This window comes from Halorubrum coriense DSM 10284 (assembly GCF_000337035.1).
GTDB lineage: Archaea > Halobacteriota > Halobacteria > Halobacteriales > Haloferacaceae > Halorubrum > Halorubrum coriense.
Genome location: NZ_AOJL01000046.1, coordinates 41,123 through 55,271, shown reverse-complemented (window position 1 = coordinate 55,271; position 14,149 = coordinate 41,123). Strand labels below are relative to the sequence as shown.

Sequence of the window (14,149 nt, the reverse complement as noted above, 5' to 3'; positions counted from 1 at the left end):
TAAGTCCGCCGGGTATCCCCCCTCGTTCCCGCGGGCCCGCGCGGCGAAGTGCCCGATCCGGACCGCGCGCTGATCGACCCGCGGGAGCTCCCCGCCCTCGCTGCCGTCGACCGGCGACTCGACCTCGCCCGCCGCTTCGAACAGCCGGAGGACCGGATGCGTCTCCGCGACCTCGTCGACGGCGACGGACCGAAGCCGGTAGTAGGTCCCCTCGTCGCGGACGTACGCGGGGTCGTCGGGCTCCGCGAAGAACGGCTTCCGGTGTTGGGTCGTGTACGGTTCCCCGACCAGCACGGCGCCGAGCGCCGCCTCGTCCCAGTGGTCCGGCGGGTCGTCGTGGCCGCGAACGTGGCGGTCGCGCAGCGTCCCGTCGATCCGCGAGAGCGACAGCGAGAGCTCCGGGCCGCCGCCCGGCTCGCCGTCGGTGTCGTCTCCGAGACAGCCCGCGACCGCGCCGAGACCGCCGGCGACCGCGCCGGCGAGGAGGGTGCGCCGAGAGGGCGCGAGTTCGTCCATGGGACGTCGTATCGGGGCTGACGGAAAGGCGTTGCCGAGGCACAAACGTCCGCTTGCGCGACCGGAGACGGCGCGACGATCGGTTGGGTTCGGTACGACCGTTAGTTGATTACCAGTGGTAATTCGGCATCGCTGAAGAGTTTCCGCAAGTTATACTGTCGCCCGCGGAGTATCCGGCGCTAATGGACCGGAACATACAGGTCAGCCGCCTTGACCGGCAGGCGGTCGAGGACCAGGAGGTCGAAATCGTCGAGCGGAAGGGGATCGGTCACCCCGACTCGATCTGCGACGGCGTCGCGGAGTCGGTCTCGCGGGCGCTCTCCCAGCTCTACCTGGACCGCGTCGGCAAGGTGCTCCACTACAACACGGACGAGACCCAGCTGGTCGCCGGCCGCGCGGCCCCCGCGTTCGGCGGCGGCGAGGTCGTCGAGCCCATCTACATCCTCATCGTCGGCCGCGCCACGAAGGAGTACGACGGCGAGCAGCTCCCGGTCGACTCGACCGCGCTCGCGGCCGCCCGCGACTACCTCTCCGAGGCCATCCCGGAGCTGGAGTACGGCACCGACGTCGTCGTCGACGCGCGACTCGGCGAGGGGTCGGGCGACCTCCAGGACGTCTTCGGCGAGGAGACCCAGGAGGTGCCGATGGCCAACGACACCTCCTTCGGCGTGGGCCACGCCCCGCTCACCGAGACGGAGACCATCGTCCACGAGGCCGAGCGCGCGCTCAACACGACCTATCACGACGACCACCCCGAGCTCGGCCCCGACGTGAAGATCATGGGCAAACGCGAGGGCGACCGGATCGACATCACCGTCGCCGCCGCGATGGTCGACGCCTACGTCGACGGCCTCGGCGAGTACGACGACGCGGTCGCGTCCGTCCGCGAGTACGTCGACGACCTCGCCCGCGAGTACACGGACCGCGAGGTCCACGTCGACGTCAACACGGCCGACGACTACGACGAGGGCTCCGTCTACCTCACCGTCACCGGTACTTCCGCGGAGCAGGGCGACGACGGCTCGGTCGGGCGCGGCAACCGCGCCAACGGGCTCATCACGCCCAACCGCCCGATGTCGATGGAGGCGACCTCCGGGAAGAATCCCGTCAACCACATCGGGAAGATCTACAACCTGCTCTCCACCCGCGTCGCCGAGTCCGTCACGAGCGAGGTCGACGGGATCCGCGACCTCCAGGTCCGGCTCCTCTCGCAGATCGGCCGGCCGATCGACGAGCCGCACGTCGCGGACGCGCAGATCGTCACCGAGGAGGCGGTCGAATTAGGCGACATCGAGGAGGACGTCCTCGCGATCGTCGACCGCGAGCTGGCCGACGTGACGGACGTGACCCGCAGCGTCATCGAGGGCGACGTCTCGACGTTCTGAATCGGAAGCCGCCGCCCGACGACCGCTCTGCCCTCCGCCGCCCGCGACCGCTCCGCCCTCCGCCGCCCGACGACCGCTCCGCCCTCCGCCGACCGCCGACCGCAACGGATTTGCGCCGCCCGGTCGGAACCACGACCATGACGCGGGTGTGTCTCCTCGGCGACCCCGACGTGGAGCTCTCCTACGAGTTGCTCTCCCGCGAGACGGCTCGCGACGCGCTCGCCACCTACGACATCGAGGAGCCGTTCGAGAACAGCGTCGCCGTCGACACCGTGAGCCTCGGGGCCGCCGTCTCGCTGCTGAACGACCTCGACTGGTACCTCATCCGCTTCGTCGACGAGGCGTTCGTGTCGGAGCCCTCGGTGGCGACCGACGAGTGGCTCTCCCGCGACCTCGCCCGCGAGGTCCGCGACGGCGAGGTGCCGCCGGAGGAGACCGATCAGCGCCTGAAGGTGTTCGGGCTCGTCGACGGCCGCCCGGTCGAGCCGCTGTTCGTCCGGCGGCGACAGGGCGAGACGCCCGAGTACGACCTCCGCGACGTCGACGAGACGGTCGTCGTCCGCGTGAGCGAGTCCGAGTTCTCCGGGTGAGCGACGGGGCCCGGCCGAGTCACTCGTCGACTTCCGCGAGGATCCGCGTCCGAACGGGGTCCACGTCGACCGGAGCCCACGCCTCCACGTCGTAGGTCACGTCCGCGAGCGTCTCCAGCCGCTCGGCGTCGCCCCCGTCCATCGCCGTCACCGCCTCGCGGCGGAGCCGGTCGAGGACCGCGTCCGCGAGGACCTCGCGGTCGACGCCGCGGTCGGGCACGTCGAGGATGTGCGGGAGGTCCGCCGCCCCGTCCGGGAGCGTCGGGAACGCCGCCGGCCCGACCGCGAGGGCGGTGTCCTCCTCCGCGTCCCGCTCCGCGGCTTCGTCGAGCGAACTGCGATCGCCCGAGAGCGCTCCCTCGGGGGCCGGCACGAGCGCGTACTCGTCGACCGCGCGGTCGATGGCGGCGTCGATGGCCGCCTCGTCGACCTCGGTCCGCCGTTTGAACGCCAGTTCGGAGAGCGCCCGCGAGAGCTCGGCGCGCGTGAGCCACTCGAACAGGTCGACGACCCCGGCGAGGTCGTCGCGCGCGGCGACGCTCGGTCCGCTCTCGTCGGCCACCGTCAGTCCTCCCTCGGCGCGGGCTCCGTCTGACCCTTCCCGGCCGTCGACCCGCCGACTGCGCCGGTTCCGCCGCCTCCGGCGTCCTTCCGGTCGCCTCCCGCGCCCTCTCCCCGCACCGCGTCGAGGTCGGCGGTCGCGGCCTCGAAGACCTCGTCGGGGTCGACGGGCGCGTCCTGCCACGCCGGCAGCCGGGTGTCGGGCCCCGGAGCCGCCAGCGCCTCGGCGTACGTCGCCACCTGCGAGCGCTCGTCGTCCGCGTCGTACGAGAGCCCGTTGAACGCCGCGTCTGCGGCGTAGCCGTCCGTCAGCGACTCCGCGGCCTCGCGGTACCGCTCGGCGAGGCCGTCGTAGTCGACGTCGACGCCGGCGTCCTCGACCGCGCGCAGGGTCGCCGCGCCGACCGCCCGGCTCATGTCGGCGAGGCCGGTCGGCCCGTCGACGGAGCGGTGGTCGTGCTCGTAGCGCCCGAGGTCGACCTGCGCGCTGTCGGCGAAGCCAGCGTGGGCGAACGCCTCGCCGAGCGTCCCGACCTCCAGCCCCCAGCCGCGCTGGACGCGGAGCCGGGAGACGAGGTCGCTCGTCGCCGCGAACTCGCCGGCGAGCGCGTAGCGGAACGCCGAGAGGTACCGGAGGACGTCGGGCTCTCGCCCCGGCGCGGCGTCGCCGAGCGCGCGGACGAGCGGCCGGAAGAACAGCCGGAACAGCCGCCCGTACAGCGAGCCGTCCTCGACGCGGGCGTAGTACCCCTTCGAGAACGCGTACCCGCGCCCCAAGGGGAACAGCAGCCGGTTCACGAACGCCGGCGAGTACGTCTTCGTGTCGGCGTCGTGGACCACCACGAACTCCTCGTCGAGCGCGCGACCGAGGGCGAGCCACACGTCGCGGCCCTTGCCCCGGTCGCCGTCGAGCCCGCGCGCCTCCAGCAGCGACGCCAGCCGGGGGCCGTCACACCACAGCGTCTCGACGTCGAGGTCGAACCCGTCGAGCCAGTCCGCGAAGGGGCCGGCGCGGTCGGCCGACGCCCGCAGCGGGACGATCACCCGGGCCGGGTCGACCGTCTCCAGCGTGGAGAGCACGCGCTCGGCCGCGAGCGTCCCGTACTCGCGCTCGGTCATCGGCACGACGACCGCCGCGCGGTCCGTCGGCGCGTCGGGCCGGTGGTCGGTCAACGCGTGGAGGGTCGTCACGCGCTCCTGAACGTACTCCATTTATCTATCACACGGGTGCGACGACCAAAACAAGTGCGGTAGCCCACCCCCGTTCGGTCCCGGACCGCGGGGTCGGCGTCCGGGGCGTCGCCTCAGGCGGTCCGGGTCGCGCCCGCCGCGCCACCGGGGACCCGTCCGAGGCGGTACAGCACCGCGTACGTCGCGACGAGGAGCGCCAGTCCCCCGGCGAGCGCGAGGAAGACCGCGTCGTACGCCGCGCCCGCCTCGACGGCCTCGCCGACGACCCACGAGCCGGCCGCCTGCGTGGACATCATCCCGGCCGAGAACATCGCGTACGCCGACGCGCGCGACTCGTCGGGCAGCGACGCGAGCAGGTACGTGTCGCCCGCCGGGAACAGCATGTGGATGGCGAAGCCGACGACGACGCTCGCGGCGATCACCGCCGCCACCCCCTCGGCGACGACGACGAGGACGACCCCGCCGACGAACGCGGCCACGATGCCAAGCAGGTACGGGACGTGGGGGAGCCGGTCCGCGAGGTCGCCCGAGACGAGGAAGGCGGGGACGCCGGCCGCGAAGATCACCGTCAGGAGGTTCCGCGCGGTCGCCCGCGCCAGCCCCTTGTCGATCATGTACAGCTCGTAGAAGTTGAACAGCCCCTGCCAGACGAAGCTCGTGAGGCCCATCAGCACGATGCCGGCGAGGATCAGCTTCCACTCGCCGCGGGCGGCCCCGAGGAAGTCGGTGTCGCTCGCGCCGGCGTCCGGGAGGTCGGCCCGCCGCACGAGCGCGGCGAAGACGACCGTGCTGACGGCGGCGGCGACCGCGAGCGCGTAGAAGGCGTACCGCCAGTCGTACCACAGCGCGACGGTGACCGCGGGCGCGGCGATGACGGCCGAGAGCTGGCTCGCCATGCCGTGGACGCCCATCACCCGACCGACGCGCTGCGGGAACAGCTCGGCGATGAAGGGGTTCGCGGCGACGAAGTAGACGCCGGAGGCCAGCCCGACCGCGAAGGCGGCGACCATCAGCGCGAGCACGCCCGGCGCGAGGGCGACGCCGAGCGCGCCCGCCGTCAGCATCGCGCCGGAGACGAGGATGACCCGCCGCCGGGTGAACCGCGTGAGCGCCCAGCCGGCGGGGAGCCGCGGCGCGGCCGAGCCAAGCCACGCGAGCGTGACGATGAGTCCGGCGGTCCCCTCGCGGATCCCGAACGCGTCGATGAACTCGCCCACGAGGGGGGCGAACACGACGCGCGCGAAGTTGACGAGGAACACCAGCGCGCAGAGCGATCCGAACAGCCGGGTCCGTGACACGGCGGCGATTCCGCGCGCCCGGACACAAGCGTTGCGAAAGCGGCCGGGTAGCACCCCGAGGTCGACCGCCGCCGGCGACGGCGCGTCTCCCGTCGGTTTCGGCCGACGCGTCAGACCGATGTCGTACGGGGTTTTTATCCGCCCCGCCCCCGAACGGCGGGTATGAAATCTACGCGCAAGGGACTCCGCGACGGCGACCTGATGAAGGACACCTACGAGCGGCTCAACTGCGCCGACTGCGAGCAGGTGCTGAAGAAGGAGAACGACCCCGACGAGGTGTTCTCGGTGCGGATCTGCCCGGAGTGCGGTGCCCGATTCAAGGAGCTCCGCTGACCGCCGTCGACGCGTCGCCTCCCCGCTAGCCGCCCTCTGCGCTTCCTTTCACTCCTCTCGCGACCGACCGCTCGCGGACCGGCCCCGTCCGGTCGGCCCCACTCACGACTCGAACCCGTCGGCGACCGACGCCGCGACCGCCTCGGCCTCGCCCGCGACCGTCTCGATCCACCGGTACTCGGTGTACGCCTCGACCGCCGAGCGCGCGCTCCGCTCGTCGGCCGCGAGCGCCCGGTCCTGTACCGCGAACAGCGGCAGGAACTGCGTCACCAGCCACCGGGCCAGCGGGTTCTCGCTCCTCGCGAGCGCCCCGGCCGATCCGATCGCCGCCTCGCGCGCCGAGCCGACCGCCGCGGCGTCGTCCGGGAACATCGTCTCTCCCGCCTCGACGCGCGCGGCGACGGCGTCGAGCGCCCGGAGTCGGGTCCGGACGAGCGCGGTCCGGGTCAGCCCGGTCACCGGGTGGTCGGGCTCGTAACCGCCGAACGCGACCGGATCGAACCACAAGTCGTCGAAGGTCCGGTAGACCGCGCTCGACAGGAGGGAGGTGCTCGGCGCGTCGCGCGCGACGGCGCGCCCGTCGACGAAGGCCTCGGTTCCGGGGCTCTCTCGCAGGTCCTCGACCCCCTCGCCGTGGAGCTCGCGGAGCCGGTCGCCGACCGCGCGGCCGAGGCGGTTCATCTCGCGGCGGATCGGTTCGGCGACCGGCTCCGGGTCGGGGGTCGAGGCCGCGTACCGGTCCCGGAGGTACCGCCCGGCCTCGACGGACGACTGGACGCGCTCGACGTTCCCGACCGCCTCTCCCGCCCGGATCGGATTCGCCTCGTCTGCCGGACTCCCGCCGCCGACCAGCGTGCGGCGGAGCGCGTTATCGTACCAGCGTTCGAGCGGGCCGTAGACCGCGGTGCCCGCGAGCGGGTCCGCGGCGGGACCCGGGAGCGCGTCGAGCGTCTCGGACGCGCGGTGACGCACCGTCCCGAGGTCGGCCGCCACCGACTCCGGCTCGCCCTCGACGGTCACGGCCGCCCACGTGCCGACGGCGGTCGCGGCGTGACCGCGCGCCGCCGCGTACCGCTCGGCCGCTTCCAGCGGCGGGAGCGACTCGTCGGGTCCCGGGAGCGCCTCGCGGGCCGCCGCCCGCTCCGTCTCGATCCGCTCGCGGAACCCGCCGTGCGGGAGCCGCTCCGCGGTCAGCGGCTCCGGGACCACGCCGAGCAGGCGGTCGACGCGGTCGGCGAACGCGGCCGCGACCCGCGGCTCGACGTCGACGGGGACGAGCCGCGGCCGGGCCGGGACGGGGTCCTCGAACTCCCTCGGGACCGCGGCGACGTCCAGCGACGGCGGGTCGTCCCAGAATCTCGGCTCGGTCCCAACGTCCGAACAGCCCGCGAGCGAGCCGACCGCGGCCGCGCCGGCGGCCGCGAGCGCGCCGCGTCGGGTCACCCGCCGCGTCACGGAGAGTCACCTCCGTCGCCGAGGGCCGTGTCGTTCCCCGGGACGGTCGCGTTCCCGTCGATCACGCCGTACTCTGTCCCCGTGGTCCGACACGGCGACCTCCCGCTGGAGCCGGACCCGTTGAGCCGGCCGTCGAGTACGACCGAGAGCCTGAACAGCAGGGCGAGCGCGACCCGCGCGTCCGCTTCGCACGCCTCGTCCGGCGGCCTGAGTTCGCGGCAGTACTCGTACTCCACGCGTCCGGGGTCCCACGAGACGGACGCGACGCGGAGCCGCTCGCACGACCTGACGCCCGCGGGCGAGACGTACACCGTCTCCGCGTCGTAGTCGGTCTCGTCGAGGAACGACCGGATTCGCTCGCGGTCCGCGTCGGCGACGCCCTCGGCGGCGAGCAGGTCGGCCGCTCGCTCCGCGCTCGTGACGAGTTCGCGGTCGACGGCGAGGGGGAACCGATCGCCGTCGACCTCGCTTCCGTCGAGGAGGACCCGGTCGCCGTTCGGGTTCCGCGGCTTCAGGACGGTCGGGTCCGTGTCGGTCCCGGAGGTCCGTCGCCGGACGGACTCGGACTCTGGGTCGTCGGGCCCGGAGCAACCAGCGAGCGCGGCGACCGCGCCGAGGACGCCGCCGCGGAGGAGGGTTCGTCGCGTGGGGGACATGGGGGCGGCTACCGACGGTCCGGGTAAACGTCTTGTGGGGTCGGCCGCCGTCCGCGGTCACTCGAAGACGGCGTCGAACGCCGACGCGCCCAGCGGGTCGAAGGTGCCGGCCGCGACGTTCTCGCGGACATGCTCCGGGTCGGCGCTTCCGACGAGCGACGAGGTGACGCCGGGTGCGCTCCGCGCGAAGTTGAGCGCGCGCTGGGCCGGCGTCTCCCCCGCGAGCGTCGCGTCGACGTCGGCCGGGACCGCGCCCTCGACCGCGAGGTCGCCCTGCCCGATGCTCGCGCTCGTCACCACCGAGAGCCCGGCCTCGTGCGCGAACGAGAGCGCCGAGACCGGTCCGTCCGCGTCCGCGCCCGGCGGCGCGGGCTGGTTCCGCCGCGTGAACGCGTCCGCCATCGCGACGTTGAACGGGAGCTGGACCGCCTCGAACCCGTGGTCGTCGTCGGGGCCGACCGCCTCGCCCGCGGCCTCGGCCCGCGAGAGCACCTCGGCGAGCGACAGGTATCGATCGCCGCCCTCCGGGACGCGGAACGCGTCCCACGTCGCGACGCCGTAGGCCCCGAGATCGCCCGCGGCGCGTCGGCGTTCGAGCGCCTCGAACGCGGCTCCGAGCGCGTCGTACACGTCGGCCCGCGACCTGACGGCGAGCTGCGTCTCGGGGTTGTGGACGTAGTAGCAGTCGACCGAGTCGAGGCCGAGCCGGTCGAGCGAGCGGTCGAGCGACCACTCGAGGAACTCCGGCGTGATCGCGTGCGCGCCGTTCGCGAGGTCGTCGGGGGCGACGATCCCCGGCTCGACGAATCGCTCTCGGACGTACGCGCTCGGGTCGCTCGGGCGCTCGCCGTCGAACGGGAGGAATCCCCCCTTCGTCGCGACGACGACGGACTCGCGGTCGACGGGAGCCGCTCGGAGCGCCTCGCCCACGACGCGCTCGGCGCGGCCGCAGCGGTAGTTGGCCGCGGTGTCGACGTGGTTCACTCCCGACCGCAGCGCCAGTTCGATCGACTCGCGCGAGGCCTCGTCGACCGCGGGCGTCGGCTCGCCGAGGTACGTCCCGATCCCGACGCTGGAGACGACGCCGGGACCGAACCGGCGGAAGTAGGTGCGCCCGAAGGCGTCGCCGAACCGGTTCCGGTACCCCCAGAGGGCCTCGCGAGTCGCCATGTGGCTCGGGTAGTCGGCTCTCGGATAAAAGTCGCGCGGGAGACCGAGCGAGGGGCGGGTGAGGCGGACGGAGAGGCTTCGATCGCTCAGTCGGCGACGCGGAACGTCCGCGTCGTGTCCCTGTCGCCGCGGACGACGTCGACCTCGGTGAGCCCCAGCGAGCCGAATATCTCGCCCCAGTCGCGGTAGTAGAGGGGCGTGTCGTCGTCGACGAAGTTCACCTCCGGGTCCGCCGACGCCGGCTCGGTCGTCGGCTCCTCGATCTCCGCCGTGATCAAGACCTCGTCGGTGATCCGCGCGATCTCCCCGAAGACCGACTCGGCGTCCGGGGGGACGTGCTGGAGCGTCTCGACCGAGTACACCGCGTCGAACGCGCCGTCGTCGAATTCCCCGACGACCTCGGTCAGGGAGCCGCAGTGAAACGTCCCCGCGGACGCGAGCTCGGGATACGTCTCCCGCATCGTCTCGAAGGCCCCGGGGTCGATGTCGACGCCGGACAGGTCCTCGAATCCGTGCGCCGCGAGGTGTCGGAGGTGACGGCCCGACCCGCAGCCGAGTTCGAGGACGGCGGCGTCGCGGTCGAGGCGCGCCGAGAGGGCCTCTCGGATCACCGCGCTCGTCTCGTTCGGCCCACGGTACGCGTAGTACGCCGGCGAGTACTCTCCCGCCCGCTCTCGCCACGCGTCTCGGACGGTGTCGGGGTCCACGCGTAACGACTCGGATAGCGAGGGATAACGGCGTCGAACGCCGCGCGGCGGCACGGCGACCCCGAGACCGCGCCCGCCGCGGACCGGACACAGTTAACTGCCGGACACTCACATGGTTGTCTATGACAGACACGGCATACGACTTCGTCGTCGTCGGGGCCGGCTCGGCGGGTTGCGTCCTCGCGAACCGACTCACCGCGGATCCGGACACGAGCGTGCTCCTCCTCGAAGCGGGCACGCCCGACGACGACCGGAACATGCGGATCCCGGCAGGGTTCCCGGAGCTGTTCGAGACCGACGCGGACTGGGAGTACCACACCGAGCCGCAGGAGGGCTGCGCCGGCCGACGGCTCTACTGGCCGCGCGGCAAGACGCTCGGCGGGTGCTCCTCCACGAACGCGATGATCTACGTCCGCGGTCACCCGTCGGACTACGACGACTGGGCGGATCTCGGCAACGACGGCTGGGGGTACGACGCCATGCTGGAGTACTTCAAGCGGGCGGAGACGTTCGCCCCCTCGTCGTCGCCGTACCACGGCTCCGCGGGACCGCTCAACGTCGCGGATCAGTCCTCGCCGCGGCCGGTCTCGCGGGCGTTCGTCGACGCCGCCGCGCAGGCGGGCTACGACCGCAACGACGACTTCAACGGCGCGGCGCAGGCGGGCGTGGGGACGTACCACGTCACGCAGAAGAACGGGAAGCGCCACAGCGCGGCCGACGCGTACCTCAAACCGGCCCTCGACCGACCGAACCTCGCCGCCGAGACCGGCGCACAGGTGACCGAGGTGACCGTCGAGGACGGCCGCGCCACCGGCGTTCGGTACAGGCAGGGCGGCGAGGCTCAGTCCGTCGGCGCGAGCGAGGAGGTCGTCCTCAGCGCCGGCGCGGTCAACTCGCCGCAGCTCCTCATGCTCTCGGGCGTGGGCGACCCCGACCACCTCGCGGACCACGGCATCGACGTCGAGGCGGACTCGCCCGGCGTCGGTCGGAACCTCCAGGACCACCTGTTCGCGTTCACCGTCTACGAGACCGACGACGACGTCAGCACGCTGGACGACGCCGGCGGACTGAAGGACGTCTTCAACTGGTTCCTCCGCAAGCGCGGGAAGCTGACCTCCAACGTCGCCGAGGCCGGCGGGTTCGTCCGCACCGGCGACGGCGAGTCCCGGCCGGAGCTCCAGTTCCACTTCGCCCCCTCGTACTTCATGGAGCACGGCTTCGAGAACCCCGACACCGGGCGGGGGCTGTCGATCGGCGCGACGCAGCTCCGGCCGGAGAGCCGGGGGCGCATCGCGCTCCGGTCGGCCGACCCGTTCGACGATCCCGCCATCGACCCGAACTACCTCGCGGCGGACGCGGACGTCGACGCCCTCGTGGACGGGGTCAAGCGGGCCCGCGAGATCGCGCGGCAGGACGCGCTCTCGGAGTACGTCGGGCGGGAGGTGTGGCCCGGCGAGGACGCCCGGACCGACGAGGAGATCGCCCGGCACGTCCGCGAGACGTGCCACACGGTGTACCACCCCGTCGGCACGTGTAGGATGGGCGACGACGAGGCGGCGGTCGTGGACGAGGAGCTCCGAGTTCACGGGGTCGAGGGGCTCCGCGTCGTCGACGCGAGCGTGATGCCCACGCTCGTCGGCGGCAACACGAACGCCCCGACGATAGCGGTCGCCGAGCGAGCGGCCGACCTGATTCGCGACCGGCGGCCGCCGAACGCGGAGGAACCGGCGGCGGCCGACGATTGATCGGATCTGCGCGCGAGCCGTCAGCTCTTCCGCGTCGAATCGCAGGGCGATCCCGCCCGGCGTCAGACGTTCGCACGACGCCGACGCAACGACTATACGCCCACCGAGAGTCACGTGGCTCAATGGCCTCGCTCACCGACCACCTGGCGGACCTCGTCGCGGACGTCGACGCCGCCCTGCTGTTCTCCCCGACGAGTTCCTTCTACGAGCGGTTCGCGGACGACGGGGGTGAGGTCGTCGTCGTCGCGCCCGACAACGACGTCGACGCCGAGACGTTCGTCGACCTGCCCCTCCCCTTCGACAACGTGAAAGACCGGATCCGGTTCGGGATCGAGGGCGCGATGGACGCGGACCTCGTCTCCGAGGGGGACGAGGTGGCCTGCGTCGCCTCCGTCTTCGACGGCGGCTCGGACGCGGTCGTCCGGGTCACCGTCGACGAGGAGATCCGCACCGGCATCTACGACCTGTTCGCCAACTCCCGGGCCGAGCCGAGCGTCATCCGCGACGTGTTCGAGGTCGCGATCGAACTCGGCCAGAAGGGGCAGAAGGGGAAGCCGGTGGGCGCGCTGTTCGTCGTCGGCGACGCGGGGAAGGTGATGAACAAGTCGCGGCCGCTGTCGTACAACCCTTTCGAGAAGAGCCACGTCCACGTCGGCGACCCCATCGTGAACGTCATGCTGAAGGAGTTCTCGCGGCTCGACGGCGCGTTCGTCGTCTCCGACTCCGGGAAGATCGTCTCCGCGTACCGCTACCTCGAACCCGCCGCGGAGGGGGTCGACATCCCGAAGGGGCTCGGCGCGCGGCACATGTCCGGGGCCGCCATCACCCGCGACACCAACTCGACCGCTATCGTCCTCTCCGAGTCGGACGGGCTCGTTCGGGCGTTCAAGGCCGGCGAACTCGTCTTGGAGATCGATCCGGAGGAGTACTGACAGATGTCCGCGGTCCCGACCGCCCTCTCCGAGTTCGCGCGGACCGTCCCGGACCGGATCTGGCTGGCGCTGTTCGTCCTCGTCGTCGGCCTCCTGCTGGCGTACCTCGTCGGCGTGATCAACCGGCGGCTGCTCCGCCGCGCCGGCGTCCCGGAGGTGATCGAGGGGACGGCCTTCGAGCGGACGGCCCGCGAGTTCGACACCTCGACGGTGCGGATCTTGGCACAACTGTCGAGCTACTTCATCGTCGCCGTCACGGTCATCGTCGCGCTGACGGTCGCGGACGTGAACTACCTCGAACAGTTCTGGTCGGGGGTCGCCGCCTTCCTCCCGCGGCTGTTCGTCGCCGCCGTCGTCCTCGTCGTCGGCGTCGTCGTCGGCGACAAGACGGAGCTGCTCGTCGCCGAGCGCCTCCGGGGGATCAAGCTCCCCGAACTCGGCGTGCTCCCGACGCTCGTGAAGTACAGCGTCGTCTACGTCGCCGCGCTCATCGCGCTCGGCCAGGTCGGCGTCCAGACGCTCGCGCTCATCGTGTTGCTCGCGGCGTACGCGTTCGCGGTCGTGCTGTTCGCCGCGCTCGCGACGAAGGACCTGGTCGCGTCGGCCGCCGCCGGCGTCTTCCTCCTCCTCCGGCAGCCGTACGGCATCGGCGACGAGGTCCGCGTCGCGGGCGAGCGCGGCGTCGTCCAAGAGGTCGACCTCTTCGTCACCCACATCGAGACCGACGGCGAGGAGCACGTCGTCCCGAACCACGCGGTGTTCCGCGAGGGCATCGTGCTGATCCGGGAGTAGCCCCCGCCCGGCCGCGTCGTGCCCGCGCAGTCTCCGTCACCGATTCCCACGCCGTGAAAGTCGTTGTCACCCTATAACACGATCCGGTGCGAACGTCGAGCCATGAGCCCCGATACCGCGAGCGTCGCCTGCGACGGCTGGGACGGGAGCGAGTGCGAGGGGACGCCGCACTGCCCGCCGCGGTGTCCGCGCTTCGTCGACGAGGAGGGCGCGCGCTGGACGATCCGGCCCGCGACCGACGCCGACGAGCCGTTCCTCGCCGAGATGTACGAGCGGTTCGGCCGTCCCCACCGCGCGCAGGGGCTCCCGCCGGTGAGCCGGCGGCGGCGCGTCGACTGGATCCGGTCGTTGCTGTCCGAGGGGAACAACGTCGTCGCCGAGCGGAACGGCGAGCTGTTCGGCCACGCGGTGTACACGCCGACCGACGCCGAAACGCCCGAACTCGCCGTCTTCGTCCACCCCGACGCGCAGGACCGGGGCGTCGGGACCGAGCTGTGCCGACACGTGATCGCCAACGCCGCGGCCGCCGGCCGCGACGGGATCGAACTCCACGTCGAGACCGGGAACCGTCCCGCCCGGAGCGTCTACCGGACGGTCGGCTTCGAGGTCGTCGAGCGGCGCGGCGACCTCCGGATGCGGCTCGACCTCGACCGGCCGATCGCGACCGAAGTCCGCTGGCCGCCGCTCGCCCGCGAGGGGCCCGCGGAGCCGGCGGTCGACCTCTCGCCGGCCGACCGCGGTCCCGGGCGGTCGCCGGCGGACGACTGACCGGCGAGGCGCGCGCCGTGCCGCCGCCGCCACCGCAACCGTTAGGCCCC

The 14,149-nt window shown here is 72.6% G+C and carries 14 protein-coding genes and 1 pseudogene; 7 read left to right on the top strand and 8 right to left on the bottom strand.

Going from position 1 to position 14,149, the window contains the following annotated elements:
* A pseudogene (locus C464_RS11555) lies at positions 1–516 on the bottom strand (hypothetical protein); the annotation flags it as partial.
* A gap of 182 nt (positions 517–698) precedes the next feature.
* Between C464_RS11555 and C464_RS11550 the strand changes: the two are divergent.
* Together C464_RS11550 and C464_RS11545 are read left to right on the top strand one after the other, a co-directional pair.
* The gene (locus C464_RS11550; protein WP_006113883.1) at positions 699–1,901 is read left to right on the top strand and encodes a methionine adenosyltransferase; all 1,203 of its coding nucleotides are present in this window, start codon (positions 699–701) and stop codon (positions 1,899–1,901) included.
* Between the two features lie 137 nt (positions 1,902–2,038).
* Positions 2,039–2,491, top strand: coding sequence for a DUF5804 family protein (locus C464_RS11545; RefSeq protein WP_006113882.1), 453 nt, complete (start codon positions 2,039–2,041; stop codon positions 2,489–2,491).
* 19 nt (positions 2,492–2,510) lie between these two features.
* On the opposite strand, the gene C464_RS11540 is transcribed toward C464_RS11545, so the two are convergent.
* From C464_RS11540 to C464_RS11530, 3 genes are all read right to left on the bottom strand, one after another.
* Positions 2,511–3,053: a DUF7109 family protein gene (locus C464_RS11540; protein ID WP_006113881.1), complete on the bottom strand. Its 543-nt coding sequence runs from the start codon at positions 3,051–3,053 to the stop codon at positions 2,511–2,513.
* A gap of 2 nt (positions 3,054–3,055) precedes the next feature.
* Complete coding sequence (locus C464_RS11535; RefSeq protein ID WP_006113880.1) at positions 3,056–4,264, bottom strand: glycosyltransferase family protein; 1,209 nt, start codon at positions 4,262–4,264, stop codon at positions 3,056–3,058.
* Between the two features lie 92 nt (positions 4,265–4,356).
* Positions 4,357–5,541 carry an MFS transporter gene (locus tag C464_RS11530; RefSeq protein ID WP_006113879.1) on the bottom strand — a complete coding sequence of 395 codons (1,185 nt, stop codon included), beginning with the start codon at positions 5,539–5,541 and terminating at the stop codon, positions 4,357–4,359.
* A gap of 162 nt (positions 5,542–5,703) precedes the next feature.
* On the opposite strand from C464_RS11530, the gene C464_RS19255 reads away from it, so the two are divergent.
* Positions 5,704–5,874: an HVO_0758 family zinc finger protein gene (locus tag C464_RS19255; protein ID WP_004595617.1), complete on the top strand. Its 171-nt coding sequence runs from the start codon at positions 5,704–5,706 to the stop codon at positions 5,872–5,874.
* Between the two features lie 102 nt (positions 5,875–5,976).
* On the opposite strand, the gene C464_RS11525 is transcribed toward C464_RS19255, so the two are convergent.
* The 4 genes from C464_RS11525 to C464_RS11510 all read right to left on the bottom strand — a co-directional run bounded on the left by C464_RS11525 (position 5,977) and on the right by C464_RS11510 (position 9,862).
* Positions 5,977–7,329: a hypothetical protein gene (locus C464_RS11525; RefSeq protein ID WP_006113878.1), complete on the bottom strand. Its 1,353-nt coding sequence runs from the start codon at positions 7,327–7,329 to the stop codon at positions 5,977–5,979.
* Entirely contained in the window at positions 7,326–7,985 is a 660-nt protein-coding gene (locus tag C464_RS11520) for a hypothetical protein (protein WP_006113877.1), read from the bottom strand. Before C464_RS11520 ends, C464_RS11525 begins: the two co-directional genes overlap by 4 nt.
* A 57-nt stretch (positions 7,986–8,042) precedes the next feature.
* The gene (locus C464_RS11515; protein WP_006113876.1) at positions 8,043–9,155 is read right to left on the bottom strand and encodes an aldo/keto reductase; all 1,113 of its coding nucleotides are present in this window, start codon (positions 9,153–9,155) and stop codon (positions 8,043–8,045) included.
* A gap of 86 nt (positions 9,156–9,241) precedes the next feature.
* Complete coding sequence (locus tag C464_RS11510; protein ID WP_006113875.1) at positions 9,242–9,862, bottom strand: class I SAM-dependent methyltransferase; 621 nt, start codon at positions 9,860–9,862, stop codon at positions 9,242–9,244.
* Between the two features lie 122 nt (positions 9,863–9,984).
* Between C464_RS11510 and C464_RS11505 the strand changes: the two genes are divergently transcribed.
* From C464_RS11505 to C464_RS11490, 4 genes are all read left to right on the top strand, one after another.
* Complete coding sequence (locus C464_RS11505; RefSeq protein WP_006113874.1) at positions 9,985–11,607, top strand: GMC family oxidoreductase; 1,623 nt, start codon at positions 9,985–9,987, stop codon at positions 11,605–11,607.
* Between the two features lie 122 nt (positions 11,608–11,729).
* Positions 11,730–12,539 (top strand): diadenylate cyclase DacZ, encoded by an 810-nt coding sequence (gene dacZ / locus C464_RS11500; protein WP_006113873.1) that lies wholly within the window; start codon positions 11,730–11,732, stop codon positions 12,537–12,539.
* Positions 12,540–12,542: 3 nt separating this feature from the next.
* Positions 12,543–13,331 (top strand): mechanosensitive ion channel family protein, encoded by a 789-nt coding sequence (locus tag C464_RS11495; RefSeq protein WP_006113872.1) that lies wholly within the window; start codon positions 12,543–12,545, stop codon positions 13,329–13,331.
* Positions 13,332–13,433: 102 nt separating this feature from the next.
* Positions 13,434–14,099 (top strand): GNAT family N-acetyltransferase, encoded by a 666-nt coding sequence (locus C464_RS11490; protein ID WP_006113871.1) that lies wholly within the window; start codon positions 13,434–13,436, stop codon positions 14,097–14,099.
* Positions 14,100–14,149: the final 50 nt, after the last annotated feature.